Here is a 24,453-nt window from a genome sequence, read left to right on the forward strand (position 1 = left end):
CCGCTGACCAGAGGAGAACGACATGAACGCATTGCGTCTCATGAGTGTGTTGACGCTACTGCTGATCCTGCTGCCATGGCGGGCACAGGCCGCGGAGGCGGACGACTTCGTTGCCGCCAGCCGCAGCCAGCAGGCGCAGCTGTTGACCCAGTGGGCGGCAGCGCCGCAGGCGGATCGTCTGCCGCTGCTGCGGGCGTTGACCACCGAGAGCCTGGTGATGGACGACGGAAAACATGCTTTCCGCACCCGACAGGGCGGATTACAGCCATTGGGTGCCGTCGCCGCGCCCCAGGGCGAAACCCGACCGGTGCGTCTGACCAACCGCCTGCGCAATCTGGCTGCCGGCGCGCTGGCCAGCCACCTTATTTTAAGTGACAACGTCACGGAGAGAGATTCCGCCGCACGAACGCTACAGCGGGAAGCGACCCCGGCCATGGCCGCGCTGCTGCAGCAGCGGCTGAAGGCGGAAAGCGATGATAATGTGCGGGGCCTGCTGGAGGTGGCGCTGGCCCGGCTGCAGCTCACTCAGCCTGAGGCCAGCGCGCGGCTGGCCGCCGTGACGCTGCTCGGCCATTCCGCGGACCCGGAAACCCAGGCGCTCCTGATCCCCTTTACCGATGCCCAGCATGAGCCGGATGCGGCGGTGCGCGAGGCGGCCAGCGACAGCCTGCAAAAGATCAAACATCGTCTGCTGCTCGGCGATCTGCTGGGCCAGGCCTTTATGGGGCTATCGTTGGGCTCGGTGCTGCTGCTGGCCGCGCTGGGGCTGGCGATCACCTACGGCCTGCTGGGGGTGATTAACATGGCCCACGGCGAGATGCTGATGATTGGCGCCTACAGCTGCTGGCTGGTTCAGCAGGCGCTGGCGCAGCTCGCGCCGCAGTGGCTGGCCTTTTATCCGCTGGTCGCGCTGCCGGTGGCGTTTCTGGTGACCGCCGGGATCGGCATGGCGCTGGAGCGCACCATTATTCGTCATCTGTATGGTCGGCCGCTGGAGACGCTGCTCGCCACCTGGGGGATCAGCCTGATGCTTATCCAGCTGGTGCGGATGCTGTTTGGCGCACAGAACGTCGAGGTGGCGAACCCCGCCTGGCTCTCCGGCGGCGTGCAGGTCCTGCCGAACCTGATCCTGCCGTGGAACCGGCTGGCGGTGCTGGCGTTCGTCCTGCTGGTGCTGTGCTTTACCTGGCTCATCCTGAACCGCACCCGTCTGGGGATGAACGTCCGCGCCGTGACGCAGAACCGGGCGATGGCCGCCTGCTGCGGCGTGCCTACCGGGCGGGTGGATATGCTGGCCTTTGGCCTCGGCTCCGGTATTGCCGGGCTGGGCGGCGTGGCGCTGTCGCAGCTCGGCAACGTCGGGCCTGAACTGGGTCAGGGATACATCATCGACTCGTTTCTGGTGGTGGTCCTGGGCGGCGTCGGCCAGCTGGCCGGCAGCGTGGCGGCGGCCTTTGGGCTGGGCATTTTCAACAAAATTCTCGAACCACAAATGGGCGCGGTGTTGGGCAAGATCCTGATCCTGGTGATGATTATTCTGTTTATTCAGAAACGCCCGCAGGGTCTGTTCGCGCTGAAAGGGAGGGTGATTGACTGATGAGCCAACCTGTTACCTTAACGCTGGCGCAGCGCGCGCCGCGGCCTCTGCGCTGGCTGGGGATCCTGCTGGTGCTGGGGCTGCTGAGCATGCCATTTCTGGCGCTGCTGCCGGCCTCCCATCCGCTCGCGGTACCGAGCTGGCTGCTGACCCTGAGCGGTAAAATCCTCTGCTACGCCATTGTGGCGGTGGCGCTGGATCTGGTCTGGGGCTACGCGGGTATGCTGTCGCTGGGGCACGGGATTTTCTTTGCCCTCGGCGGGTACGCTATGGGCATGTACCTGATGCGCCAGGCGGCGGGCGACGGTCTGCCGGCGTTTATGTCTTTTCTCTCCTGGAGCGAACTGCCCTGGTTCTGGTGGGGCACGCAGCATTTCGCCTGGGCGATGGCGCTGGTGGTGCTGGTTCCCGGTCTGCTGGCCCTGGTTTTCGGCTGGTTTGCCTTTCGCTCGAAGATCAAAGGGGTCTATTTCTCGATCATGACCCAGGCCCTGACCTATGCCGGTATGCTGCTGTTCTTTCGCAACGAGACCGGGTTTGGCGGCAATAACGGTTTCACCGGTTTTACCACGTTGCTGGGTTTTCCGGTCACCGCCACCGGCACCCGCGCCTCTCTGTTTATGGCCACGGTTTTGCTGCTGTTGCTGACCCTGTGGCTGGGCTCGGCGCTGGCGCAGAGTAAGTTTGGCCGGATCCTCACCGCGGTGCGGGATGCTGAGAACCGCCTGATGTTCTGCGGGTACGACCCGCGCGGCTTCAAGCTGCTGGTGTGGACGCTGTCGGCGGTGCTCTGCGGCCTGGCGGGGGCGTTATATGTCCCGCAGGTGGGGATCATCAACCCCAGCGAGATGTCGCCGACCAACTCCATTGAGGCTGCCATCTGGGTGGCGCTCGGCGGGCGCGGCACCCTGATCGGCCCGGTGCTTGGCGCCGGGCTGGTCAACGGCGCGAAGAGCATTTTCACCGTGGCGATGCCGGAGTACTGGCAGCTGTTTCTCGGCCTCATCTTTATCATCGTAACCCTGTTTTTACCCCGCGGGGTGATGGGCCTGCTGCGTCGAGGAGACCGCTAATGCAACCGGATGAAGGACTGTTTACCCGCCAGCTGCCCGGCGATCGCTTTCGTGCGCAAACCGACCCGGTACTGCAGCTGGAGAACATTAACGTCAGCTTTGACGGTTTCCGGGCGCTGACGGACCTGTCGCTGGCGATTGGCGTCGGCGAGCTGCGCTGTGTGATCGGCCCCAACGGCGCGGGCAAGACCACCCTGATGGACGTGATCACCGGCAAAACCCGGCCGCAGAGCGGCAAAGCGATCTATGACCAGTCGGTGGATCTGACCACCCTCGAACCGGTGGCCATCGCCCGCCAGGGCATCGGGCGCAAGTTTCAGAAGCCGACGGTCTTCGAAGCGCTGACGGTGGCGGAAAATCTCGCCCTGGCGATGAAAGGAGATAAATCGGTGTGGGCCAGCCTGCGCGCCCGGCTGAGCAGCGAACAGGACGATCGGCTGAATGAGGTGCTCCGCCTGCTGCGTCTTGACGGCGAACGCTACCGCCAGGCCGGTCTGCTGTCCCATGGCCAGAAACAGTTCCTTGAGATCGGCATGCTGTTGGTGCAGGAGCCGCATCTGCTGCTGCTTGATGAGCCAGCGGCCGGCATGACCGATGCGGAAACCGAATATACGGCGGAGCTGTTTCGTACGCTGGCCGGACAGCACTCCCTGATGGTGGTGGAGCACGACATGGGGTTTGTCGAGACCATCGCCGACCGGGTGACGGTCCTGCATCAGGGCCAGGTGCTGGCGGAGGGATCGCTGCGGGAGGTGCAGGCCAATGAACAGGTCATTGAAGTTTATCTGGGACGTTAAGGAGCGCCAATGTTACAGGTGAGTCAGCTACATCAATACTACGGCGGCAGCCATATTTTGCGTGGGGTGGATTTTTCCGCCCGCCAGGGCGAAGTCACCTGCCTGCTGGGGCGCAACGGCGTCGGCAAGACCACCCTGCTGAAATGTCTGATGGGGCTGATCCCGGCGCGCAGCGGCGAAGTGCGCTGGCAGGATCAGAACATCACCCACCGTAAACCGCACCAGCGGGTGCAGGCCGGGGTGGCCTACGTCCCTCAGGGACGCGAGATTTTTCCGCGCCTGACGGTGGAGGAAAACCTGCTGATGGGGCTATCGCGCTTTCCCGCCCGCGAGGCGCAGCAGGTGCCGGAGGAGATTTACCAGCTTTTCCCGGTGCTCAAGACCATGAAGCAGCGGCGGGGCGGTGACTTATCCGGCGGCCAGCAGCAGCAGCTGGCGATCGGCCGGGCGCTGGCCAGCCGTCCGCAGCTGCTGATCCTCGATGAGCCCACCGAGGGGATCCAGCCCTCGGTCATCAAAGAGATTGGCGAGGTGATCCGTCAGCTGGCGAGCCGCGGGGATATGGCCATCCTGCTGGTGGAACAATTCTATGACTTTGCCGCCGGGCTGGCGGACCACTACCTGGTGATGTCGCGCGGCGCCATCGTCCAGCAGGGCAAGGGCGGAGATATGGAAACCGACGGCGTACGCGCCCTGGTGACTATCTGAACGGACCGGCGGCGTTCGAGCCGCCGGTTTCCTTGCTATTTACGCAGCAGCCGCTGCAGGCGCGCCTGGCGCCAGTTTTTGATCCATTCGCCGAACACGAACAGGCGTAATCCTCTCACCGCCAGCAGAGCGCCCCAGATCAGGGCGACCCAGCCGGACCAGGTGTACTGCGGGTTAGTGTACCGGTTGAGCAGCGCCAGCAGCACGCAGACCACCAGCGCGACCGACAGCGAACGAAAAAAGCGGCTCTCCTGCTGCACCCGCGCTTTCGCTTCCTCTATACGCAGATCCAGCGAGGCTTCCGGGCCCGGCGCGCCCTCCCGCGAGGCTTCGCCGCCGATCTCGGCCACCGTCACCTCAAAGACCGCGGCGAGGGCGCTGAGGGTCTCCAGTCCCGGGCGTTCGCCATTCTCAATGCGCTGGATCGTGCGGACGCTGAGACCCGCCATTTCGGCCAGCTGTTCCTGGGACCAGGCGCGCTGCAGCCGTAATTGTTTGACCTGATTGTTGCTGTTCATATTTGTATGCTCCATAACGTTCTGCGGATGTAAACCTGTGATGGAGTATGGAAAAGCGGGCCGCCAGCCACCACGACAGCGACCCGACAACGGCCCGACAGCAACCTGACAGCCGCATGCCAGCTGGCGTCAGGCGTTGGCCAGCGGAGAATCCGGTTGCCAGGGGCGGGCATTGATCCCGCGGAAAATCATCAGCCAGGCGGCGACAATGGCCCCGATAAGAATGACAAAAAGCGACCAGTGCGGCAGATGGGTGAGGATCAACCCCGTCAGCATCGGGTTGAATGCCGCGCCCAGCCATCCCAGCGATTGAGCGGAGAAGTAGCTGGCCTTCATCCCCGGCGGGGCGATATGGTCAATCAGCATATACTCGCCGGGGGCATAAATCACCTCGCCAAGGGTGAAGATCGCCGCCGAGATCCCCCATGCCCACAGGCTGGCGCCGGAGAACATAAAGCCCACGAGGCCGATCACAAAGCAGACGGTGCCGAAGGTCATCAGCGGGCGGATATTTCTGGCGCTCAGTCGCCGGCCAACCGCGTACTGCAGAGCGACGACCACCGCGGCGTTAACCGGCAGCACCACGGCCACCACTTTTTCGGCGAAGTCGCTGCTGGCGACCACCAGTACGTACTGCGAGATACAGGAGGCGAAAGCGCCGCCAACGAAGGAGGCCAGCAGCCCTGAACAGGTAAACCACAGCAGCGCGCGGTCGCGCAGCAGCACCGAAGGCGTCCAGACGGCAGCCCCTGGCTGGGCGGCGGCGGCGCCATCTCGCTGCAGAAACAGCTCAATAAACACTAACGGGAAGGCGGCGCAGGCTGCCGCCAGCCAGAATGGCAGATTAATGCTGTGCATCACCAGCAGCGTGCCGATGGGCGGTCCGACGGTCCAGCCGATGTTGAGGATGGTGTAGTTCAGCGAGAAAATGCGCGCTTTTTTCTCCGCCGTCAGCCGGTCAGCGAACCAGGCTTTCAGCACGGTGGAAAAGACTGAGTAGGCGCAGTTGATCAGCGCAAAGAAGATCACCACCAGGATAGCGTTATTGACCAGCGGTATCGCGCTGAAACCAAGGATAAACACCAGCACTGACCACACCATATAGCGCTTTTTGTCGAACTTGTCCGCGAGGATGCCAAAGCCCATGCTAAACAGCACGCCGACCACGAGGGCCAGCGACAGGGCGTAGCCAATCACATCCACCTCCAGCTGATAGCGTCGGGTGAGGTAGATGGTCATAAACGGCAGTGTGGCCCCGCGGCCGATAGTCAACAGTAGCGACGATGCCAGCAGCGCGATGGTGGAGCGCCGGAGTGTGGTGATCATGATTTCCTTGCCTGTCATGTTGTTATAATTTTATGTCTTCGATCACAAATAACACGGCCATCACGCCTTGTACAGGTCGCCCCGGTGGCGATAGGCACTTCCGCACCTGCCAAAAATAATGATCTATCCTGGCGACCGCTTTTTCGCTACTTTGATTTTGTTCACAAAAATTCTAATAACGACAGAGGCAGGGGATGACGAGGAAAGATGGACTGCTGGCGCTGCTGGTAGTGGTGGTGTGGGGGCTTAACTTCGTGGTGATTAAGCTGGGATTGCACAATATGCCGCCGCTGATGCTGGCGGGCCTGCGCTTTATGCTGGTCGCCTTCCCGGCGCTGCTGTTTGTCGCCCGGCCGGCCATTCCGCTGCGTCTGCTGCTGGGCTATGGCCTGACCATTAGCTTTGGCCAGTTTGCCTTTTTGTTCTGCGCTATCGGCCTGGGCATGCCGGCGGGGCTGGCGTCGCTGGTGCTGCAGGCGCAAGCCTTTTTTACCATCATTCTTGGCGCCTTCGTCTTTGGCGAACGCTTACAGGGCAAGCAGCTGGCGGGGATCGCGCTGGCGATCTTCGGCGTGCTGGTGCTGGTGGAGGGGAGCCTCGGCGGGGAGCATGTCCCACTGGTGGGCTTTATGCTGACCCTGGCGGCGGCGCTCAGCTGGGCCTGCGGCAATATTTTCAACAAAAAAATCATGTCCCAGGCGACCCGCCCGCCGATCATGTCGCTGGTGGTGTGGAGCGCATTGATCCCGGTGCTGCCGTTTATGTTTGCCTCGTGGCTGATCGATGGCCCGCAGCTCATGCTGGCGAGTCTACGCCAGATCGATATGCTGACGGTTCTCTCGCTGCTTTACCTGGCGTTTATCGCCACCATCGTCGGCTATGGTATCTGGGGCTCGCTGCTGGGGCGCTATGAAACCTGGCGGGTGGCGCCGCTGTCGCTGCTGGTGCCGGTAGTGGGGATGGCCAGCGCCGCGCTGCTGCTGGGGGAGACGCTGAGCGGACTGCAGCTCGCCGGGGCGGCGCTGATCATGGCCGGGCTCTATATCAACGTTTTCGGTCTGCGTCTGGTGCGGCCGGGCATGGCGCGCGGGTAAAAAAAAGCCCCGGAGACGGGGCTATACACAAGTATGCGTGTAATGGCATCACAGGTCGTGCTGCTGGTAGTACGGCACGCCTAGTTCGTCAGATTTATCATTGCCGGCCGCCATATGATTGAAATCAAACGGCGAGTCGTTATGGTCCGAAGGGAGAATCATTGTGTCACGCTGGTTTTGCCGCACCGGCGTGGTGGTTTGCTCCGCAAAGCTGAAGCTGGATGCCAGCGACAGAAGGACGATAGCTGCGGCAGCGAATAGTTTCATGATTTCCTCAATACGTCTTTGATATTACAGGCGATTAACATCAGTTATTTAGCGGATGCAGATAGCGGGATTCGCCAGGTACATTCGTTATGCGATATTTGTGGGGCGGAACATCAAAATAGTTTTTAAATGTTCGCGTCAAGGTCTGCTGCGATTCGAAACCGTAGCGTTCCGCCAGGTACAGGATTGGCTCATTGCTCTGCTTGAGCTTTTGCGCAATCTCCGTCAGCTTACGGCTGCGGATGTACTGGCCGAGGGAATGGCCAGTCTCTTTCTTAAACATACGTTGCAGGTGCCACTTGGAGTAACCTGAGCGCTCAGACACTTTTTCCAGCGACAGGGGCGATTCCAGGTTATCCTCGATCCACGACAAAATACTATGGATAGTGATGGCGTCATTATTACGTCTGGACATCATCTTACCTCTTCTTATTTTTACGGCAGGACCTTCTTGAGGAGTTGCTCAAGCATGGCGACTTCGTCCGCCGACAGATTTTTTGTTAACTCCTGGTGTAACTTCTGACCCACAACCTGATGACACTGCTCGCAAAGGGCTGCGCCGTCTGGCGTCAACTGCACCAGCACACCGCGCTTGTCAGCGGGGTTGGGTAACCGTTCAATCCAGCCTTTACACGCCAGGCGGTCGAGCATACGCGTCATCGCGCCCGGGTCGACGGAAAGCACGGTTTTCAGCTCAACGGGGGTAATACATACCTCGCAACGAATGGAACAGAGCACCCGAAACTGGGTCGCGGTAATATCCATGGGTGAGAGGTAGTCGTTGAGCAGGCGATCTTTTTTCTGGTTAACCATCTGGATCAAGCGGCCCAGCGGAATCATCTCGTTGAACAGGTCGCTGGTATTTTTCATGATGGTTGCCCAGGCAATGATTTAGTTGCGAGTGATACTATTGCCCAGGCAATCATAAGTCAACATTATGAATTAGCCGATGCCACGATTTGCTAAAATAAAAAAATTCGACGCGTGTCACTGTTTGTGAATTTTCTAACGCTTGTTAATTTTTGGCGAAAGTGATTTATCAGCTGGCTGGCGTTGGAATTGTTGAAGCCGGTATACTCACGGACTGAAACCATCTTTAAAAAATGAATATTTACGGGACTTTATTTAACTATGTTCGATTTGTTTAAAGCGATAGGGCTCGGCCTGGCGGTGCTTTTACCGCTGGCGAATCCGCTGACTACCGTGGCGCTGTTCCTCGGCCTGGCGGGCAATATGAACAACGCCGAGCGTAACAAGCAGGCGTTGATGGCCTCGGTGTATGTCTTCGCCATCCTGATGGTGTCATGGTATGCCGGCCAGGTGGTGATGAATACATTCGGCATATCAATACCTGGGCTGCGAATCGCCGGGGGGTTGATTGTAGCCTTTATCGGTTTCCGTATGCTGTTCCCCCAGCAAAAAGCCCACGATTCGATGGAAGCGAAGATCAAATCGGAAGAACTACAGGATGAGCCGACCGCCAATATCGCCTTTGTGCCGCTGGCGATGCCAAGCACCGCCGGTCCGGGCACCATCGCGATGATCATTAGTTCCGCCTCGACCGTTAAACACGGGGTGGACTTCCCGGAGTGGGTGGTGCTGGCGGCGCCGCCGATTATCTTTGCCCTGTTGGCGATCATTCTCTGGGGTTGCCTGCGCAGTTCGGGGGCGATTATGCGTCTGGTAGGCAAAGGCGGCATTGAGGCCATCTCACGACTGATGGGCTTCCTGCTGGTCTGCATGGGCGTGCAATTTATTATTAATGGCGTGCTGGAGATCATTTCGACCTGGCATCCCTGACCGCGGTGATGCGCAGAGAGACAACAGCCCGCCGGAGCGATACCGGCGGGCTTTTTTTGCGGCTAAATTAAGAGTGGTGCGGCTGGTGTTCTTCCAGCGATACCGGCCAGCGGCGGAAGATCAGCAGGGCCCAGATCAGGCCTGCCAGCGCCGGGATAGCGCCGATATAGCCGATGGAGGCCATAGAGAGATGCAGACTCACCTGGCTGCCCACCAGCGCGCCGGCGCCAATGCCGATATTAAAGATGCCCGAGAACAGCGACATGGCGACGTCGGTGGCGTCCGGGGCGGAGGCCAGCACTTTCACCTGCATGCCGAGACCGATAATCATAATCGCCACCCCCCAGAAGATGCTGAGCAGCATCAGGTGGTGCGGGTTATGCGAGGCCGGCAGAAGCAGCAGCAGACAGGCCAGCAGCAGGCCGATGGCGAGGCTTATCAGCCCCGAAGCGTGCTGGTTACCGAGCTTGCCGAACAGAATGCTGCCGATAATCCCGGCCCCGCCGAGGATCAGCAGCAGCACGGTGGCAAAATTGCCGCTCAGACCCGCCACCGTCTGGACGAAGGGTTCGATATAGCTGTAGGCGGTATAATGTGCGGTCACCACCACCACAGTCAGAATGTATACGCTGACCAGCGCCGGGCGACGGAACAGCACCGGCAGGCTCTTCAGCGAGCCTGAGTGTTCGCTCGGCAGAGTCGGCAGCAGTTTCACCAGGCAGACCAGGGTGGCTAACGCGCCCAGGCCGATCGCCAGGAAGGTCATTCGCCAGCCAAAATACTGGCCGATGATGCGGCCGATCGGAATCCCAAACACCATCGCCAGCGCGGTACCGGTGGCGATCAGACTGAGCGCCTGCGCCCGTTTGCCCGGGGGGGCCATGCGGATGGCTAGCGCCGACGTTATCGACCAGAACACCGCATGGGCGAAGGCGATGCCGATGCGGCTGATGACCAGCACGTCAAAATTCCATGCAAAGAACGACAGCACATGGCTGGCGATAAACAGAATAAACAGGCCGATGAGCAACCGCCGGCGCTCCACTTTGCTGGTCAGCAGCATAAACGGCAGCGACATTAACGCCACCACCCATGCGTAGATGGTCAGCATCATGCCCACCTGGGCAGTTTCCATGCCGAAGCTGTCGGCAATATCCGACAGCAGACCGACCGGGGCGAATTCTGTGGTGTTAAAAATAAACGCGGCGATGGCCAACGTCACGACACGTAGCCACGCTACCTTGCGTGAGACCGTATTCGTAGTCATAAGCTCTGGACTGGTGATTCAGGGGAAGATGTGACGCCGATCATAAAACGTTTGCTGGCGAAAAGACAATCATTATGTGATCTGCCTCTCATTTCACTGCAAGCAGCCAGGCGCGGTTAAGCAATTAATTTTGCTATGGATAGTGTCAGAGGGGCGCTTTTATGTCATGTTGAAGGAAAGTAAAAAAAGTAAGGACAGTGTATGCAGGAAATTCAATTTTATCTGGTCGATGCTTTCAGCGATAAAAACTTCGGTGGCAATGCCGCGGCCGTCTGCCCCCTCAGCGAGTGGTTAGCCGACGATGTGCTGCTGAAAATGGCCCAACAGCATAATCAGTCCGAAACGGCGTTCTTCGTCCGCACCGACGAAGGCTATGAGCTGCGCTGGTTTACCACGCTGCACGAGATCAACCTCTGCGGTCATGCCACCCTGGCCGCGGCGCACGTTATTTTTGAATATCTCGACCATCCCTCGGCGACCATCACCTTCAGCACCCGCTTCGTTGGCGACCTGCGAGTCACCCGCAGCGGAGACTGGCTGACGCTCGACTTCCCGGCGTGGACGACCAGCCCGGTGGCCAACCCGCCGGCGGACCTGCTGGCCGGACTAGGCCTCGAGGCGGCCGTCGAGGTACGTGAAGGGCGCGATTATCTGGTGCTGCTGGCGGATCGTCAGCAGGTTGAAGCGGTGCGGCCGGACATGGCGCGCCTGCAGACGCTTGGCAAAATGATCTGCGTCAGCGCGCCGGATGAGGAGTATGACTTTGTCAGCCGCTTCTTCTGCCCGGGTGAAGGGGTGCCGGAGGATCCGGTGACCGGCTCCGCCCATAGCATGCTGATCCCCTGGTGGGGCGAAAAACTGGGGAAAACCACCATGATGGCGCGCCAGGGCTCCGCCCGCGGCGGCGACCTGCGCTGCCAGTGGCAGGGCGACAGGGTGCTGATCGGCGGCCAGGCCACCACCTATCTGCGCGGGACTGTCTATTTGCGTTAATCATCACCGCCGCGTCGTTCCGCTGTCCGGGGACGGCGCGGCGTGCGTCATCAGGCGAGGGAGGCGCCACCGCACATCACCAGCTCCTGTCCGGTCATCGCCGATGCGCCCCCACTCAATAACCAGCTTATCAGCGAGACCACCTCTTGCGGGGTAATGAGCCGCCCCAGCGGCGGCAGCTGCGGCGGGGAGCTTTCCCTGCCGGGCTGACGGAGCATCGGCGTATCGGTTGCCCCGGGCGCCACCACGTTGACCGTCACCCCAGCGGGCGCCAGCTCTGCCGCCCAGCTTCTGGCAAGGGCGACCAGCGCGGCTTTGGTGGCCGTATACTGTGAACGACCCGCTGCGCCACGTGATGTACGGCTTCCCAGCAGAACAATCCGCCCACCCGGCCTCATGGCCGGGGCGAAGTGATTGACCAGCGTCTGGGCCGCGTCGACATGTAAACGCCACAGCGACTCGCCGTGCAGTGGATCCAGATTGCCCAGGGTTGCGGCGGTCATCGAGCCCGCGGCGTGGATGATGGCCTGAGGAGGCTCAATCTGCTCCAGCGCCGCCAGCAGCGCGCTGCGTTGGCTGACGTCGACCGTCAGATGGCGAAAGTTCGGCTGTGAGAAGGGCGGCAGCGAACGGCTCATGCCGACCACCTGCCAGCCGTCCTCCAGCAACTGCCTCACCACCGCGGCGCCGATCCCGGAACTGGCCCCGGTTACAATTGCCTGCTTCATCGCGCCTCCAGCATCGCCGCCGGGATCTTGAATACCGCCTTTCTGACCGGCGCTGGCGTCGAAACCGCACACAGCGCCTGGTGCGGTTCGCCGGGGTAAAAGACCGCGAAGTCGCCGGGACGCAGCAGAATAGAGACACTCTCCGGGGCCGGCTGACAGATATAGAGGTCGGGCTTAATCTCATTATCTTCCGGGCGCATCGCGGGAGCCATGCCCGCCTGGATCCGCTCCTCGCCGGCCAGGATGACCTGAATATCCGCCCACTGGCGATGATATTCCGTATGCCGCTCGGCCGCGGGCTGGGTTTGCACCACGCTGAGGGTGCAGAACCACGGCGCGCCGTCGGGCTGGAACCGGCCATCCTCTCTGGCGCTCAGGGCGGCCAGCGAGCAGACCTCGCTGCTCAAAAGCTGGTTTAACGCCGGCGGCAGGCCAGCCTGCTGCAGCGCCTGCAGATTACCGATAATCATGCGCTTTCTCCTTTCACCCACTGTGGCGAAACGCGAACATACTTGATCGCCTGGCGGTACCAGGTGTAGGCGATATGCAAATTACCGTCTGCTCCCTGTTTGATGCTGGGGTAGGAGAACTCCCGGTTCAGCTTCTGCTCCGAATTATTGGTCATGCAGTAGCCGTCACCCTCGTCAAGATTGCGCAACCACGGCCAGCTTTTGCCGCCATCGGGTGAAATCGCCACCGTCATCGGCGCGCGTGGCGCGCCCCAGAAGGCGCTTTTCCCGGTTGTTTCCGGCTCCTTACGGCCATCGTCATCCGCAATTTCATCGTACAGCGAGGCACGGCGTTCAGTGGCTCCGGCGGCGCTCATATTATTGAACACCAGCACCAGTTCGCCATTGTCGAGAGTTGTCGCCTGAATGGACGAGTTATTGTTCGGCAGCGTCGTGGGCGCCGGCGCAGACCAGCTTTCACCCTGGTCGCTGGAGTGGCTGAACCAGATATGATCCGCCCAGCGACTGCGAAAGAAGGCCGCCAGTCCGCCGTCGGGATGCGGGGTGATGCTCATATGGACGCAGCCAAGGCTCTCCGGGACTGCCACGTCACGCCAGCTTATGCCGCCGTCTGAGGAGATTTTCACCGCGCTGACGTCATTGTTACCCACCCATTTCTCGCCTGGTTCGGTGCGGCAGTAAAACACTGGCAACAGCCAGCTGCCGTCAGGCATGACGCTAATCGGCTGGCGAATAAAGGTACCGGGCTGATCCAACAGGGTGTCGATGGGACCCCAGCTTTGCCCGCCGTCATGTGACTGGCGGTAGCGGACAATGGCGGTATCCTGGTTGCCGGCGTATTGCGCCGTCCATAACAGCCACACTACCTGGTCAGGCGCCTGAAACAGCACCGGATTTTGTTCCGAGCGGTCAGGATCGTCAGAGAGCTTAACCGCTTCGCTCCAGCGATCGCTGTCGGTGGCTAACCGCGATCCCCAGATCGAAATGTCGGCTTTCCCTTCCTGCGAGCCGCCGAACCAGACGCACATCAGGCTGCCATCTTTCAGCTGAAGCAGGTTGGCGGCATGATTTTGCGGGCAGGCGCAGGGGAGCATCGCCCATGCGATATGTTCATCTTGTGGGTGCTGGCGAATGACGCCGTCGAAAGAAGGTATTGTGGTCATGTTTTAGACTCCACGTTGCTCAACAGGGGCAGGAGATGATTGTGATTTATTCGGGATCAAGCGATCGAGGACCATAATGATCGCCGGGGTCGCCAGGGCGACATACATGTTATTGATGCCGAACGGATCGCCAAGTAAATACCAAACGGAGGTCACCACGCAGGCGCCGATCAGACCGGCATTGGCGCCGCGGGTGCTCCGGAAAAACGGTGCGTAGAAGGCGATAACCGCCACCACGGTAATGGACAGGCGTATGGCGCGGGTGAAGAAGGAGAGTTTCAGCACTTCCGGCACCAGCAGCACAAAGACCAGCGGCAGGAAGCCGATAATTAACGATGCCCAGCGCGTGGCTCTGAACTCCTGGTCCGGGGTCGGGTTACGCCATGGCACGTAGAAATCTTTCACCACCAGCGAGGCAATGGCTAGGGCAACGGTACTAACGCTGACGAATATCGAGGCCACAAGTGACGTTGTCACGAGTCCCGCCAGCCACGGGTTCATGTCCTGCAGAAATACCGGCAGGGCGTACAGGCTGTTGATTTCCGGATGCAGATATTTCGCCGCCACGCCGATGATAGCGATGGCAAGGGCGATGGGCAGGCAGAAAAAGAAGGCGATCCAGGTGGAACGCTTTGCTGACCGGACATCTTTGGTGGAGCTGATCGCCTGGATAACAAACTGGGTGCAGAAGATGGAGCCGATGGTGCCGATAAGCCAGGCGAAGATGGTGCCAGCGCCAATGTTGCCATCCCACGTCCAGTAGTAATCCGGCATATTCTCAATCATCGGCGTGAAGCCGCCGGTTTTGGACAGAGCAAAACCCAGAATGATCAGCAGTCCGGCGTATTTTAACGCGCTGTGTAACATGGTGACCCAGGCGACGCCTTTCATGCCGCCGAAAGCGAAATAGAAGGTACTGACGATGGCGGTAATAAAGGCGGCCACGGGTAAGTTGACTTTTAAGACGGTGGAGATAGCCGCGGCGCCGCTGACGTAGTTGCCCACGTTAACCAGCAACAGCGCATAAATCATGATCAGGGAGATGATATTTTTGGTACTGGTGCCATATTTCTCAGCGATAGCGCCGGAGATGGTGATTTTCCCGGTGTTATAGATGCGTTTTACCAGAATCAAACCGAACAGCGGGAAACCGATGGCTGCCCCCAGCACGGACCATGAAGCGGCAATGCCGCTCTCAAAGGCGGCCTGAGCGGTACCGATGGTTGATTTGGCACCAATATATTCCGACATCAGTAATATACCGACAATTAAGGCCGGCATGGCGCGCGAGCCTTCCATAAAATCCCCGGAATTTTTACTACGAATACGGAATGTCAGCCAGGTGGTAAACAGAATATAGGCAATGACAATGCCGACAATAATAAAGGTATCTTCAGCGGTAAAATGATTCATCTTAGCCTCTCTCTGGGCGTACGAATCCTGGGTACGACGGTACCCGGTCTGTTTTATTTACGAAACGCAGCGGGTATTACGCTAAATAACGGGCAATGATGCCGCGAATTTCCTGCAGCTGCTGGTCACTGAACTGCACCGCGTAGCGGCTGTCGCCCACCTCATGACCCATTAGCTGCAGAGCTTTCTTCACCGCCGCAGGCGAGAACGCCACTTTATACAGATCGGTGCGCAGGCCCGTTACCTGCTCCTGGGCCTGGCGCGATCCGACGATATCCCCGGCGTGAAAGCGCGACCAGATGGCGTTAATTTCCGCGGGCGCGACGTTGGCAAGCCCCGAGATGCACGCCGAACAGCCGTCGACAAATCCCTGATGGATAAGCGAGTCCGGTCCGTTCAGAACGTCGAAACCGTCGATATCGCGCACCGCGTCGAGAAAACCTTTCAGGCTGTCGTAGCTGCCGGCGCTATCCTTAATGCCGACAATATTCTCGTGCCTGGCCAGCTGACGCGCGGTCTCCGGGGCAATGGTGTTCCCGGTGCGGGCGGGAATGTTGTAAAGAAAAAGCGGGACACTCAGCGCGTCGGCGATCGCCGTATAGTGGTTAATCAGTTCTTCCTGCTTCAAGGGCACGAACCACGGGGTAATGGCCGATACCGCATCAACCCCGAGGCGGGCGATCTGCTGGCCCAGCCGGAGAGTCTCGCGGGTGGAAACCTCCCCGATATGGGCCACCACCGGGACGCGACCGGCCGCTTCTTCCACACAGGTTCTGGCGACGGCGATCTTCTCTTCCTCATTGAGGACAAAAAACTCGCCGTTGGTGCCGCCGCAGAAAATACCGTTGCCCGCGGCGATCTGGCGCTGCACCTGCTGGCGTAGCGCTGGCAGGTTAAGCGCGCCCTCGACGGTAAAGGGGGTGACGATGGCGGTCAGTACGCCGCTGATAGCTTTCCTCATTTTACTTTCTCCTGTTAGGCATGTTATGGAAACAGCGTCTGGTAGATGGCCGCGATCTCTTCGCGGCTGACGCTGCAGGGGGCATTGTTCATCAGGCGTTTAACGTTTTGCGCCGCCGCGCTGAGGGCGGGAATGCTCTCCTGCGGCACGCCGAGAGCGGCGAGGTTATCGGGCAGCGGTAAGCGTTTGACCAGCGCCGCCAGCCACGCGACCAGCGCATGGGATTTCTCTTCCTCGCTGAGCGTGCGATCCGCGTCGGGGATCAGATCCCAGACCTGAGCAAATTTCACCACCGCGTGGGGGCGGATCACCCGCATACAGGGCGCCAGAAGAATGGCGTTGGCCACTCCGTGCGGCAGATGCCAGGTGCCGCCGAGCGGATAGGAGAGCGCATGTACCAGGTGGGTGCCCGCATGGTTAATCGCCGCGCCGCCGTACCACGAGGCCCAGAGCATCTCCAGCTTCGCCGTCAGATCCTGCGGCTGATTCACCGAGCGTTCGATATGGCGCACCAGCTTGTGCAAACCGATTAACGCGGCGTTATCGCTTACCGGGTTGGCGACGGTGGAGGTAAAGCACTCCAGCAGATGGCACAGGGCATCAATGCCGGTCGACGCCGCGATGCTGGCCGGCATGCTGGTGGTCAGCTCCGGCAGCAAGGCGACATAGTCCGGCAGGAGCACCGGGGAGATGATCCCCACTTTGGTCTGCTGCTCGGGGATTGCCAGAATGGCGTTCGGCGTCGCTTCGGAGCCGGTCCCGGCGGTGGCCGGGATTAACAATGAGCCGATCCGTCGTTGCGGCTGCTCGCCTGCCAGCAGGGCCGTCAGAGCGGGCGCCTCAGGGTGCAGAAGTACGGACAGCAATTTTGCTACATCCAGCACGCTTCCCCCGCCGATGCCAACAACTAACTGTGGCTGGCTGGCGTCGAGCTGGCTGACGATCTGCGCCACATCGTGATGGCTGGGCTCGGCCGGTACCGTGTCAATGACCTCAACTACACGCCCCTCAGCCGCCAGCAGACGATGGATCGCCTGGGTTGCTTCCAGCGCCCCGACGTTCTTGTCGGTCACCAGCAGGATAGAGGTTTTACCGGCCAATAACGGGAGCAGAGCCGATGAGGCACCCGCCCCGCTGATAATCGTGCTGTGTATCGTCGCCACGCGTTTCTCCTTGGTAGCAATTGATTATTTTCAATCATTCGTGAGTTATGGAACTCGTCTGGTGGGGAAAAGTTATAATTTATACGGCGGGTTAATAACTTGAGCTTGCTCACATTTAATCAATTATGATTGAATATAATCAATTCATAATTTCATCGACCACAAGGCAGGACAATGAACGACGGCAATAACAACGTGCTGGTGTTGGCGGATGACTTTACCGGGGCCAATGACGCCGGGGTCAGCCTCGCAGAGGCGGGAATGGCGGTGGAAGTGGCATTCACCGCCGGGCAGACGTCCTCCGTGCGGGCATTAATTCTCAACAGCGACAGCCGGGCGATGAGCGCCGCCGCAGCGGCGGACAAGGTCACCGGTCTGCTGCGCGACGCAGCGACATTCGTCCCACACTGGCAGGTAAAGAAGATCGACTCCACGCTGCGCGGGAACCCCGGAGCCGAGCTGGAGGCCATGATGGCGGTGCAGAACTGCCGGGTGGCGGTGGTGGCGCCGGCGTATCCGGCGGCCGGGCGGCATACCCGTGACGGACGCTGCTATGTGTATGGGGTGGCCCTCGATCAGACCGAATTTGCCAGCGACCCGAAAACGCCGGTGAGCCGGGCGGAGATTAGCGAAATTATCGCCATGCAGAGCCGTCTTCCCTGTCTGACCTTGAACGCTACCCAGCTCCCGGCGGCATTAGCGATGGCGGGCGAGGAGAAGCGAGTATTGATTGTCGACGCCTGGGAAGACAGCCAACTGGATCAAGTGATCGACGCCGTCGCGCCCCATGCGCGAGAGACGCTGCTGGTTGGCTCGGCGGGACTTTGCGAGGCGCTGGCCCGCCGCCTTCGCCGCAGCGAGCAGGGGCCTCTGCTGGCGGTGGTTGGTTCGATGAGCGAGATGGCGCAGCGCCAGGTCGCTGCGCTGCAGGCTCATTCCCGAGTGAGGAAGATTGAAATTGATGTCGAACAGGCCTTTAGCGGATCGCCGAAGGAGGAAGCCTCGCGGATCGCCGAGGTGCTGCGTGAGGGGCAGCACTGCGTGGTGACCACCCGCCCGAATCACGCCGCCCGGCACGGGATTGAAGCCCAGTGTCGCGAACATGGCCTCAGCCGCGCGGCCTACGGGGAGCGCATCTGCGCCTGGCTTGCCGACGTCACGGCGCAGGCGGTGGCGCAGTGCCCTCCGGGCGCGCTGTATCTTTCCGGTGGTGATGTAGCCATCGCCGTCGCGCACGCGCTGGGTGCCAGCGGTTTCCAGATCCGTGGCCGGGTGGCGGCCTGCGTTCCTTACGGACATTTTCTCGGTGGCCGCTGGTCGCGGCCGGTGATGACCAAAGCCGGAGGATTCGGCACCGACACCACGCTGTTACATGTTGTGAATTTTATTGAGGAGAAACTGAGTGTCTAAAATGATTGCAGTCACAATGGGCGACCCGGCAGGTATTGGTCCGGAGATTATTATTAAATCCCTCGCCGAGGGGGCGCTGAGCGGCGCGCCGGTGGTGGTGGTAGGCTGCGCGCAGACGCTGCGGCGGATCTTGGCGCTGAATATCACGCCGCGGGTGGAGCTGCGCATCATCGACCATCCCGCCGAAGCAGTATTTACCCCGGCGACGATTAACGTTATCGATGAACCGCTCAGCGATCCGCAGGGGCTGCGTCCTGGCGAAGTCCAGGCTCAGGCGGGCGATCTGGCATTTCGTTGCATCAGACGGGCGACCGCCCTCGCACTGGAGGGCGCGGTCGCGGCCATCGCTACCGCACCGCTGAATAAAGAGGCGCTGCATCTCGCCGGGTACGCTTATCCCGGCCATACCGAACTGCTGGCCCACCTGACGCAGACTACAGATTACGCCATGGTGCTGTATACCGAGAAACTTAAAGTTATCCATATCACGACCCATATTTCCTTGCGCCAGTTCCTCGATACCCTCAATCAGCCGCGGATTGAGACGGTGATTGGCGTGGCGGATCGGTTTTTGCGCCGCGTCGGCTATCCGCGTCCGCGTATTGCGGTCGCCGGCGTCAACCCGCACGCCGGGGAGAACGGCCTGTTTGGCGATGAAGAGATCCGCATCGTCGCCCCCGCGGTGGCCGCCATGCGGGCGGAGGGCGTGGAGGTGACCGGCCCCTGTCCGCCGGATACGGTGTTTATGCAGTGTCATGAGGGGATGTACGACATGGTGGTGGCGATGTATCACGACCAGGGGCACATCCCGCTGAAGCTGCTGGGATTCTATGATGGGGTGAATATCACCGCCGGGCTGCCGTTTATCCGCACCTCTGCGGATCATGGCACCGCGTTTGATATTGCCTGGACAGGTAAAGCGAAGTCTGAGAGCATGGCAACCTCCATTGAGCTCGCCATGCACATCGCGCAGGAATAACATGAAGGGATATAACCGGTTAGAGCAGATTATGGACTTCCTGAAAAGCCATAATCTGGTGACAGTCGACCAGCTGGTGGCGGCGACCAATGCCTCGCCGGCCACCATTCGCCGTGACCTGATCAAACTCGATCAGGAAGGGGTGATCAGCCGCACGCATGGCGGGGTGACGTTAAACCGGTTTATTCCTGCCCAGCCGACGACGCAGGAGAAAGCCCAGCGCAGCCCGCTGGAAAAGCAGGCGATCGCCAGCGCGGCGGCAGCGCTGGTGAAAGCCGGCGACGCCATTGTGCTTGATGCCGGCACCACCATGATTGAACTGGCGCGGCAGATCACCCATCTGCCGCTGCGGGTGATCACCAGCGATTTACATATCGCCCTGTTTTTGTCGGAGTTTAAGCAGATTGAAGTGACGATTATCGGCGGCCGCATCGATGACAGCAGCCAGTCGTGCATTGGCGATCACGGCCGCCGCCTGCTGCAGGCCATCTGGCCCGATCTCGCCTTCGTCAGCTGCAACGGCTGGGACCTTGAGAAAGGGATCACCGCCCCGACGGAAGAGAAGGCCGCCCTGAAGCGCGATCTGATGGCCAATGCCCGCCGGCGCATCCTGCTGGCGGACAGCTCCAAATACGGTGCCTGGTCACTGTTCAACATTGCCCCGCTGGAGTCGTTGACCGATATCGTTACCGACAGCCACCTGCCGGAAGCGACCCGCGAGGCGCTGGTGACCCTTTCCCCACAGCTGATCATTGCCGACTGAACCAGACGTCGCCGTCTGCCATCAGGGCAGACGCGCGATATTGGCTTTGATTACCGCAATCGACTGGCTGAACTTCGCCTGCTCTTCGTCGGCGAGCCGCAGTTCGATAATCTGCTCCACGCCCCCCTGGGCCAGCACCGCCGGCACCCCAGCCGCCGCGCCGCAGACCCCGTACTCACCGTCAAGAATGCAGGAGACCGCCAGCGCGCGGTGGCTGCCGGTAAAAATATTACGGCAGATCTCGGCGATGGTGCCTGCCACACCATATTCCGTACAGCCTTTACCGGCGTAGATCTCAAACCCCAGCTTACGCACTTTGTCGGCCATCGCCTCGCGGTCGAGCGGCCGGCCGGTGCGCTGCTGGTAGAGGTCGGCTATCGGCGAGCCATATACCGAGGAGTGCGACCAAACCGGAAACTGAGTGTCGTCGTGCTCGCCGAGGATAAAAGCGTCGATGCTCTGGGCGCCAATGTTCAGCTCCTGCGCCAGCAGACGGCGCAGGCGGGTGGTATCCAGCCAGACGCCGGTGCCCAGCACCTGGCTGCGCGGCAGGCCGGAGAGCTGCCATACCTGCCAGGTGATGATGTCGCAGGGGTTCGTGGCCACCAGAAAGATGCCGTTAAACCCATTGGCCATCATCGTTGGCACGATGCGCTTCACTATCTTCGCGGTGGTGGTCAGTTCATCCAGTCGGCTCTGGCCTGGACGCAGCGCGCCGCCGGAGACGGTGATCACCGCGATGTCGACATCAGCGCAGTCGCTAGCCTCGCGGGTAGAGATGGTCATCATCCCTGGCAGATAGGCCGCGGCATCGCTGAGGTCCTGAGCGTGGGCCTCGGCGCGCTGTTGGTTAATGTCGACGAGGATCAGCTCCTCGCAGATGCTCTGATTGAGCAGCGCGTAGGCCGCCGACGCGCCGACGTTGCCGGCGCCAATAATCATCACTTTACGGGCTTTGGTGTGCATATTCAGCTCTCAAAAACGAACGGCAAGGGATAAAATTACTGTGTTTCAGTGAGTTAGCGCAAGTGGTTAGCGGCAATATAAGTTAATGCTATGGCGGAAACCGTCCTGAGGCGCGCTACAGTGGCGTAAAAAAAGGAGCTCACCTATGTATACCGTTACCGACATCGCCCCCACCGACGCCGAATTTACCGCCCTGATTGCCGCCCTCGACGCCTGGCAGGAGACACTCTACCCGGCAGAGAGCAACCATCTGCTGGACCTCGGCCAGCTTCCGCCAGAGACAGTGATCGCCCTGGCGATTCGCAGTCCGCAGGGCGAAGCCGTTGGCTGCGGGGCTATCGTCCTCAGCGCTGAAGGTTTTGGCGAGATGAAGCGGGTCTATATCGATCCTCAGCACCGCGGACAGCAGCTGGGAGAAAAGCTGCTGGCGGCCCTGGAGGAGAAAGCGCGGCAGCGCGACTGCCATACTCTGCGCCTGGAGACCGGCATCCATCAGCATGCGGCCATCACCCTCTATACGCGCAACGGCTATCAGACCCGCTGCGCGTTTGCCCCTTACCAGCCCGATCCGCTCAGCGTGTTTATGGAGAAACCGCTGTTCGCCGATCTTCGTTCAGCAGCGCTATAAACGCCTCCAGCTGGCGGGTTTTGGCGCCCCTGCGCCACACCAGCCAGGTGGTGAGCCAGCGCCACTCTTCCGCCAGCGGCCAGGCGGATACCTGCTGATGGCCGGGCATACTTTCCAGCATACTGCGCGGGATCAACGCCAGGCCCGCGCCGGCGATCACGCAGGCCAGCATCCCGTGGTAAGACTCCATCTCGTGGATCCTCCCCGGGGTCGCTCTGTCGGCATGGAACCAGCTCTCAAAATGCCGGCGGTAGGAACAGTTGGCGCGAAAAGCGTAGACATTTGCCCCGTTCACTTCGCTGGCGCGGGCGATGGGCGCGTGGCCGTAGGGGGCGACGATCATCATCTCTTCAGGGAACACCGGCAGCCCCTCCAGGCCCGGATGCACCAGCGGTCCATCAACGAACGCGGCGCTCAGGGCTCCCTCCAGCACGCCGTCGATCATCGTCCCGGAGGGGCCGGTGGAGAGGGCGAGATGAATTTTCGGGTAACGCTGATTAAAGTGGGCCAGGGTGGTGGGGATCCGCACCGCCGCGGTGCTCTCCAGCGAACCGAGAGAGAACAGCCCCTGGGGTTCGTCGCCCGCCACCACCATTCGCGCCTCGTCAACCAGGGCGAGGATCTGCTGGCTGTAGCGTAAAAAGCTGTGGCCTGCGGGGGAGAGGCGCAGCCGCTGGTTCTCGCGAATAAACAGCTCAACGCCAAGATCAGCCTCCAGCTGGCGGATGCGGGTGGTGAGGTTGGACGGCACACGATGCACTTTTTGCGCCGCCTGGGTGATGCTGCCGGTGCTGGCGACAGCGTTAAACATCTCAAGTTGAGTCAGGTCCATACCATTCTTCTTTTGTGAATGCGTTGCTTAATATTATTCATTTTCAATGAATGGAAAGGTAAGCCAGAATACGCTCACTTCGCAAGCAACGAGAGAGAGAATAACGATGAATTTATCTGCAACGCACGCCGTCTCCGTCAACCCGACTACCGGTGAGGTGGTCTCCTCGCTGCCGTGGGCCAGCGAACGCGAGGTCGACGCGGCTATCGCTCTCGCCGCGGCGGGTTATCGCCAGTGGCGTCAGACGCCGCTCGCCGCACGCGCCGACGCGCTGCGCCGCATCGGGGCCGAGCTGCGCGCCCGCGGTGAAGAGGTGGCCCAGACGATCACGCTCGAGATGGGCAAACCGATTGCTCAGGCTCGCGGCGAGGTGGCGAAATCCGCCAACCTCTGCGACTGGTATGCCGAACATGGCCCGGCGATGCTGGCGACCGAAGCCACCCTGGTGGAAAATAACCAGGCGGTGATCGAATATCGTCCGCTGGGGGCCATTCTGGCGGTGATGCCGTGGAATTTCCCGGTCTGGCAGGTGCTGCGCGGCGCGGTGCCGATCCTGCTGGCCGGCAACAGCTACCTGCTGAAGCATGCCCCTAACGTAATGGGCAGCGCCCGTCTGCTGGGCGAAATTTTTGCCGCCGCCGGCCTGCCGGAGGGGGTTTTTGGCTGGGTCAACGCCACCAATGACGGCGTTTCGCAGATTATCAATGACGACCGCATCGCGGCGGTGACCGTCACCGGCAGCGTCCGCGCCGGAAAAGCGATTGGCGCTCAGGCGGGCGCAGCGCTGAAAAAATGCGTGCTCGAGCTGGGGGGATCCGATCCCTTTATCGTCCTGAACGACGCCGATCTGGATGAAGCGGTAAAGGCAGCCGTCACCGGCCGCTATCAGAACAGCGGCCAGGTGTGCGCCGCGTCGAAACGCTTTATCCTCGAAGCCGGCATTGCCGAAGCCTTCACCCGCAAATTTGTCGACGCTGTCGCGGCGCTGAAGATGGGCGATCCGCGCGACGAGCAGAATTACGTCGGGCCGATGGCGCGATTCGATCTGCGCGATGAACTGCACCAGCAGGTCACGGCGACCCTCGATGAAGGCGCGACCCTGCTGCTGGGGGCGGAGAAAATCGAAGGGGCGGGCAATTACTACGCGCCCACGGTCCTGGGCAACGTCACCGCCGGAATGACCGGCTTCCGCCAGGAACTGTTTGGTCCGGTGGCGACCCTGACCACCGCCCGAGATGCGGACCACGCGCTGGCCCTCGCCAACGACAGCGAATTTGGCCTGTCAGCAACGGTCTACACCACCGACGAGGCGCAGGCTCAGCGCTTTGCCCGCGAGCTGGAGTGTGGCGGCGTCTTCCTTAACGGCTACTGCGCCAGCGACGCCCGGGTGGCTTTCGGCGGCGTGAAGAAGAGCGGTTTTGGTCGTGAACTGTCGCATTTTGGTCTGCACGAGTTCTGCAATGCGCAGACCGTCTGGAAAGACCGTCGCTAATCTGCGTTTGCCCCTGACGACCGTCGTTCTCGTCTGCTATACTCG

Annotated in this window: 26 protein-coding genes; 12 read left to right on the forward strand and 14 right to left on the reverse strand. The window is 60.7% G+C overall.

Annotation, left to right across the window (positions count from 1 at the left end):
- Positions 1-22: 22 nt before the first annotated feature.
- The 4 genes from urtB to urtE are packed head-to-tail and all read left to right on the forward strand — an operon-like array spanning position 23 to position 4,175.
- A complete protein-coding gene (gene urtB / locus ABLU73_RS16035) occupies positions 23-1,597 on the forward strand; it encodes an urea ABC transporter permease subunit UrtB (RefSeq protein ID WP_154041004.1) in 1,575 nt (524 codons plus the stop codon).
- Complete coding sequence (gene urtC, locus ABLU73_RS16040) at positions 1,597-2,670, forward strand: urea ABC transporter permease subunit UrtC (RefSeq protein ID WP_048294833.1); 1,074 nt, start codon at positions 1,597-1,599, stop codon at positions 2,668-2,670. The genes urtB and urtC overlap by 1 nt, the downstream gene beginning before the upstream one ends.
- On the forward strand, positions 2,670-3,467 hold the full coding sequence (gene urtD / locus ABLU73_RS16045) for an urea ABC transporter ATP-binding protein UrtD (RefSeq protein ID WP_004205978.1): 798 nt from the start codon (positions 2,670-2,672) through the stop codon (positions 3,465-3,467). Before urtC ends, urtD begins: the two co-directional genes overlap by 1 nt.
- A 9-nt stretch (positions 3,468-3,476) precedes the next feature.
- Positions 3,477-4,175 carry an urea ABC transporter ATP-binding subunit UrtE gene (urtE, locus tag ABLU73_RS16050; protein WP_004205977.1) on the forward strand — a complete coding sequence of 233 codons (699 nt, stop codon included), beginning with the start codon at positions 3,477-3,479 and terminating at the stop codon, positions 4,173-4,175.
- A 35-nt stretch (positions 4,176-4,210) separates the two neighbouring features.
- Here urtE and ABLU73_RS16055 read toward each other — a convergent pair whose 3' ends face one another.
- Together ABLU73_RS16055 and ydeE are read right to left on the reverse strand one after the other, a co-directional pair.
- Positions 4,211-4,693: a helix-turn-helix domain-containing protein gene (locus ABLU73_RS16055; protein ID WP_004205976.1), complete on the reverse strand. Its 483-nt coding sequence runs from the start codon at positions 4,691-4,693 to the stop codon at positions 4,211-4,213.
- 129 nt (positions 4,694-4,822) lie between these two features.
- A complete protein-coding gene (ydeE, locus tag ABLU73_RS16060; RefSeq protein WP_182971200.1) occupies positions 4,823-6,019 on the reverse strand; it encodes an efflux MFS transporter YdeE in 1,197 nt (398 codons plus the stop codon).
- A gap of 194 nt (positions 6,020-6,213) precedes the next feature.
- On the opposite strand from ydeE, the gene eamA reads away from it, so the two are divergent.
- Complete coding sequence (gene eamA, locus ABLU73_RS16065) at positions 6,214-7,113, forward strand: O-acetylserine/cysteine exporter (protein ID WP_023318194.1); 900 nt, start codon at positions 6,214-6,216, stop codon at positions 7,111-7,113.
- A gap of 48 nt (positions 7,114-7,161) precedes the next feature.
- On the opposite strand, the gene marB is transcribed toward eamA, so the two are convergent.
- From marB to marR, 3 genes are read right to left on the reverse strand one after another with little or no spacing between them, the layout of a single operon-like run.
- Positions 7,162-7,380, reverse strand: a complete 219-nt coding sequence (gene marB, locus ABLU73_RS16070) for a multiple antibiotic resistance protein MarB (protein ID WP_043519537.1) — start codon at positions 7,378-7,380, stop codon at positions 7,162-7,164.
- Between the two features lie 40 nt (positions 7,381-7,420).
- Complete coding sequence (marA, locus tag ABLU73_RS16075; RefSeq protein ID WP_002904397.1) at positions 7,421-7,795, reverse strand: MDR efflux pump AcrAB transcriptional activator MarA; 375 nt, start codon at positions 7,793-7,795, stop codon at positions 7,421-7,423.
- A gap of 20 nt (positions 7,796-7,815) precedes the next feature.
- A complete protein-coding gene (gene marR, locus ABLU73_RS16080) occupies positions 7,816-8,250 on the reverse strand; it encodes a multiple antibiotic resistance transcriptional regulator MarR (protein ID WP_017900358.1) in 435 nt (144 codons plus the stop codon).
- 261 nt (positions 8,251-8,511) lie between these two features.
- On the opposite strand from marR, the gene ABLU73_RS16085 reads away from it, so the two are divergent.
- Positions 8,512-9,180, forward strand: coding sequence for a MarC family NAAT transporter (locus ABLU73_RS16085; protein ID WP_004205969.1), 669 nt, complete (start codon positions 8,512-8,514; stop codon positions 9,178-9,180).
- 67 nt (positions 9,181-9,247) lie between these two features.
- Here ABLU73_RS16085 and ABLU73_RS16090 read toward each other — a convergent pair whose 3' ends face one another.
- Positions 9,248-10,447, reverse strand: coding sequence for a sugar transporter (locus ABLU73_RS16090; protein WP_004205967.1), 1,200 nt, complete (start codon positions 10,445-10,447; stop codon positions 9,248-9,250).
- 201 nt (positions 10,448-10,648) lie between these two features.
- Between ABLU73_RS16090 and ABLU73_RS16095 the strand changes: the two genes are divergently transcribed.
- Positions 10,649-11,440, forward strand: a complete 792-nt coding sequence (locus ABLU73_RS16095; RefSeq protein WP_048324138.1) for a PhzF family phenazine biosynthesis protein — start codon at positions 10,649-10,651, stop codon at positions 11,438-11,440.
- Between the two features lie 50 nt (positions 11,441-11,490).
- Here ABLU73_RS16095 and ABLU73_RS16100 read toward each other — a convergent pair whose 3' ends face one another.
- The 6 genes from ABLU73_RS16100 to ABLU73_RS16125 form a co-directional block, all read right to left on the reverse strand.
- Positions 11,491-12,168 carry an SDR family oxidoreductase gene (locus tag ABLU73_RS16100; protein WP_085846158.1) on the reverse strand — a complete coding sequence of 226 codons (678 nt, stop codon included), beginning with the start codon at positions 12,166-12,168 and terminating at the stop codon, positions 11,491-11,493.
- The gene (locus ABLU73_RS16105; protein ID WP_048324142.1) at positions 12,165-12,638 is read right to left on the reverse strand and encodes a YhcH/YjgK/YiaL family protein; all 474 of its coding nucleotides are present in this window, start codon (positions 12,636-12,638) and stop codon (positions 12,165-12,167) included. Before ABLU73_RS16105 ends, ABLU73_RS16100 begins: the two co-directional genes overlap by 4 nt.
- Positions 12,635-13,801, reverse strand: coding sequence for an exo-alpha-sialidase (locus ABLU73_RS16110; protein WP_057215137.1), 1,167 nt, complete (start codon positions 13,799-13,801; stop codon positions 12,635-12,637). Before ABLU73_RS16110 ends, ABLU73_RS16105 begins: the two co-directional genes overlap by 4 nt.
- Before the next feature lie 3 nt (positions 13,802-13,804).
- Positions 13,805-15,214 (reverse strand): sodium:solute symporter family protein, encoded by a 1,410-nt coding sequence (locus ABLU73_RS16115; RefSeq protein ID WP_048324146.1) that lies wholly within the window; start codon positions 15,212-15,214, stop codon positions 13,805-13,807.
- 76 nt (positions 15,215-15,290) lie between these two features.
- Complete coding sequence (locus tag ABLU73_RS16120; protein WP_064150080.1) at positions 15,291-16,175, reverse strand: dihydrodipicolinate synthase family protein; 885 nt, start codon at positions 16,173-16,175, stop codon at positions 15,291-15,293.
- Between the two features lie 23 nt (positions 16,176-16,198).
- Positions 16,199-17,338 (reverse strand): iron-containing alcohol dehydrogenase, encoded by a 1,140-nt coding sequence (locus tag ABLU73_RS16125; RefSeq protein ID WP_211774142.1) that lies wholly within the window; start codon positions 17,336-17,338, stop codon positions 16,199-16,201.
- Between the two features lie 174 nt (positions 17,339-17,512).
- On the opposite strand from ABLU73_RS16125, the gene ABLU73_RS16130 reads away from it, so the two are divergent.
- Genes ABLU73_RS16130 through ABLU73_RS16140 form a run of 3 tightly spaced genes read left to right on the forward strand, consistent with a single transcriptional unit; the run spans position 17,513 to position 20,490 of the window.
- Entirely contained in the window at positions 17,513-18,748 is a 1,236-nt protein-coding gene (locus ABLU73_RS16130) for a four-carbon acid sugar kinase family protein (RefSeq protein ID WP_114506228.1), read from the forward strand.
- On the forward strand, positions 18,741-19,727 hold the full coding sequence (locus tag ABLU73_RS16135) for a D-threonate 4-phosphate dehydrogenase (protein WP_264924083.1): 987 nt from the start codon (positions 18,741-18,743) through the stop codon (positions 19,725-19,727). Before ABLU73_RS16130 ends, ABLU73_RS16135 begins: the two co-directional genes overlap by 8 nt.
- 1 nt (position 19,728) lies before the next feature.
- Positions 19,729-20,490, forward strand: a complete 762-nt coding sequence (locus ABLU73_RS16140) for a DeoR/GlpR family DNA-binding transcription regulator (protein ID WP_264924082.1) — start codon at positions 19,729-19,731, stop codon at positions 20,488-20,490.
- Positions 20,491-20,511: 21 nt separating this feature from the next.
- Here ABLU73_RS16140 and ABLU73_RS16145 read toward each other — a convergent pair whose 3' ends face one another.
- Positions 20,512-21,456 carry an L-lactate dehydrogenase gene (locus ABLU73_RS16145; protein WP_348850290.1) on the reverse strand — a complete coding sequence of 315 codons (945 nt, stop codon included), beginning with the start codon at positions 21,454-21,456 and terminating at the stop codon, positions 20,512-20,514.
- Positions 21,457-21,601: 145 nt separating this feature from the next.
- Here ABLU73_RS16145 and ABLU73_RS16150 point away from each other — a divergent pair, with 145 nt between their 5' ends.
- The gene (locus tag ABLU73_RS16150; protein ID WP_017900361.1) at positions 21,602-22,084 is read left to right on the forward strand and encodes a GNAT family N-acetyltransferase; all 483 of its coding nucleotides are present in this window, start codon (positions 21,602-21,604) and stop codon (positions 22,082-22,084) included.
- Here the strand turns inward: ABLU73_RS16150 and ABLU73_RS16155 are convergent.
- The gene (locus tag ABLU73_RS16155; RefSeq protein WP_032456014.1) at positions 22,038-22,916 is read right to left on the reverse strand and encodes a LysR family transcriptional regulator; all 879 of its coding nucleotides are present in this window, start codon (positions 22,914-22,916) and stop codon (positions 22,038-22,040) included. The genes ABLU73_RS16150 and ABLU73_RS16155 overlap by 47 nt on opposite strands.
- Positions 22,917-23,022: 106 nt before the next feature.
- Between ABLU73_RS16155 and sad the strand changes: the two genes are divergently transcribed.
- A complete protein-coding gene (sad, locus tag ABLU73_RS16160; RefSeq protein WP_004205961.1) occupies positions 23,023-24,408 on the forward strand; it encodes a succinate-semialdehyde dehydrogenase in 1,386 nt (461 codons plus the stop codon).
- The last annotated feature ends 45 nt before the right edge of the window (positions 24,409-24,453 follow it).

The organism is Klebsiella sp. GG_Kp175 (genome assembly GCF_040062325.1).
Taxonomy (GTDB): Bacteria; Pseudomonadota; Gammaproteobacteria; order Enterobacterales; family Enterobacteriaceae; genus Klebsiella; species Klebsiella quasipneumoniae.